Source organism: Aeromonas sp. ANP5 (genome assembly GCF_963870295.1).
GTDB lineage: Bacteria > Pseudomonadota > Gammaproteobacteria > Enterobacterales > Aeromonadaceae > Aeromonas > Aeromonas veronii.
In genome coordinates, this window is record NZ_CAWMRY010000088.1 from 1 (window position 1) to 612 (window position 612).

Genomic DNA, 612 nt, shown 5'->3' on the forward strand with positions numbered 1-612 from the left:
TAGCTTGCCTACCACCGGAATAAGCGGGAACAGATAGATGATGCCAAGGCCCGCCGCCGTCATGGCGTAGACCTGCCAGGTGACGTTGGTAAGCTCTGGTAGCTGGGCCATAAAGATGAGGATCGCCAACGCATTGACGAAGCCGGTGACCACCGAGCGGGAAACAAACCGCATCAGGCTGCCCAGTTTCAGGTAACCCGCTGCGATCTGGAGTACCCCAGTGAGCAGGGTTGCTGCCAGCAGATATTGCAGGCCATGCTCTTTGACCAGGGTCACCATCAGGAGCGCCATTGCGCCTGTGGCTGCCGAGATCATGCCTAGACGACCGCCGACAAAAGCGATGACCACTGCGATACAGAAGGAGGCATAGAGGCCGACTTTGGGGTCTACACCAGCAATAATGGAGAAGGCGATGGCTTCTGGGATCAGCGCCAGGGCGACCACGGTTCCGGCTAACAGGTCACCACGTATGTTGGAGAACCACTCTTGTCTTGCACGTTCTAGCATGGGGGGGATTTTCTCGCTTGTTTAGGATCCATAGCGCAACGCACCCACCGACTTGGGGGGCAGATGGAGTTCGGACAGGATCAGATTGTTGTATTGGGATCTAAT

The 612-nt window shown here is 56.5% G+C and carries 1 protein-coding gene; it reads right to left on the reverse strand.

Annotation, left to right across the window (positions count from 1 at the left end; genetic code table 11):
- A partial coding sequence (locus AACT07_RS22355; protein ID WP_139123949.1) for a SulP family inorganic anion transporter occupies positions 1-507 on the reverse strand: 507 nt, incomplete at its 3' end.
- Positions 508-612 lie beyond the last annotated feature (105 nt).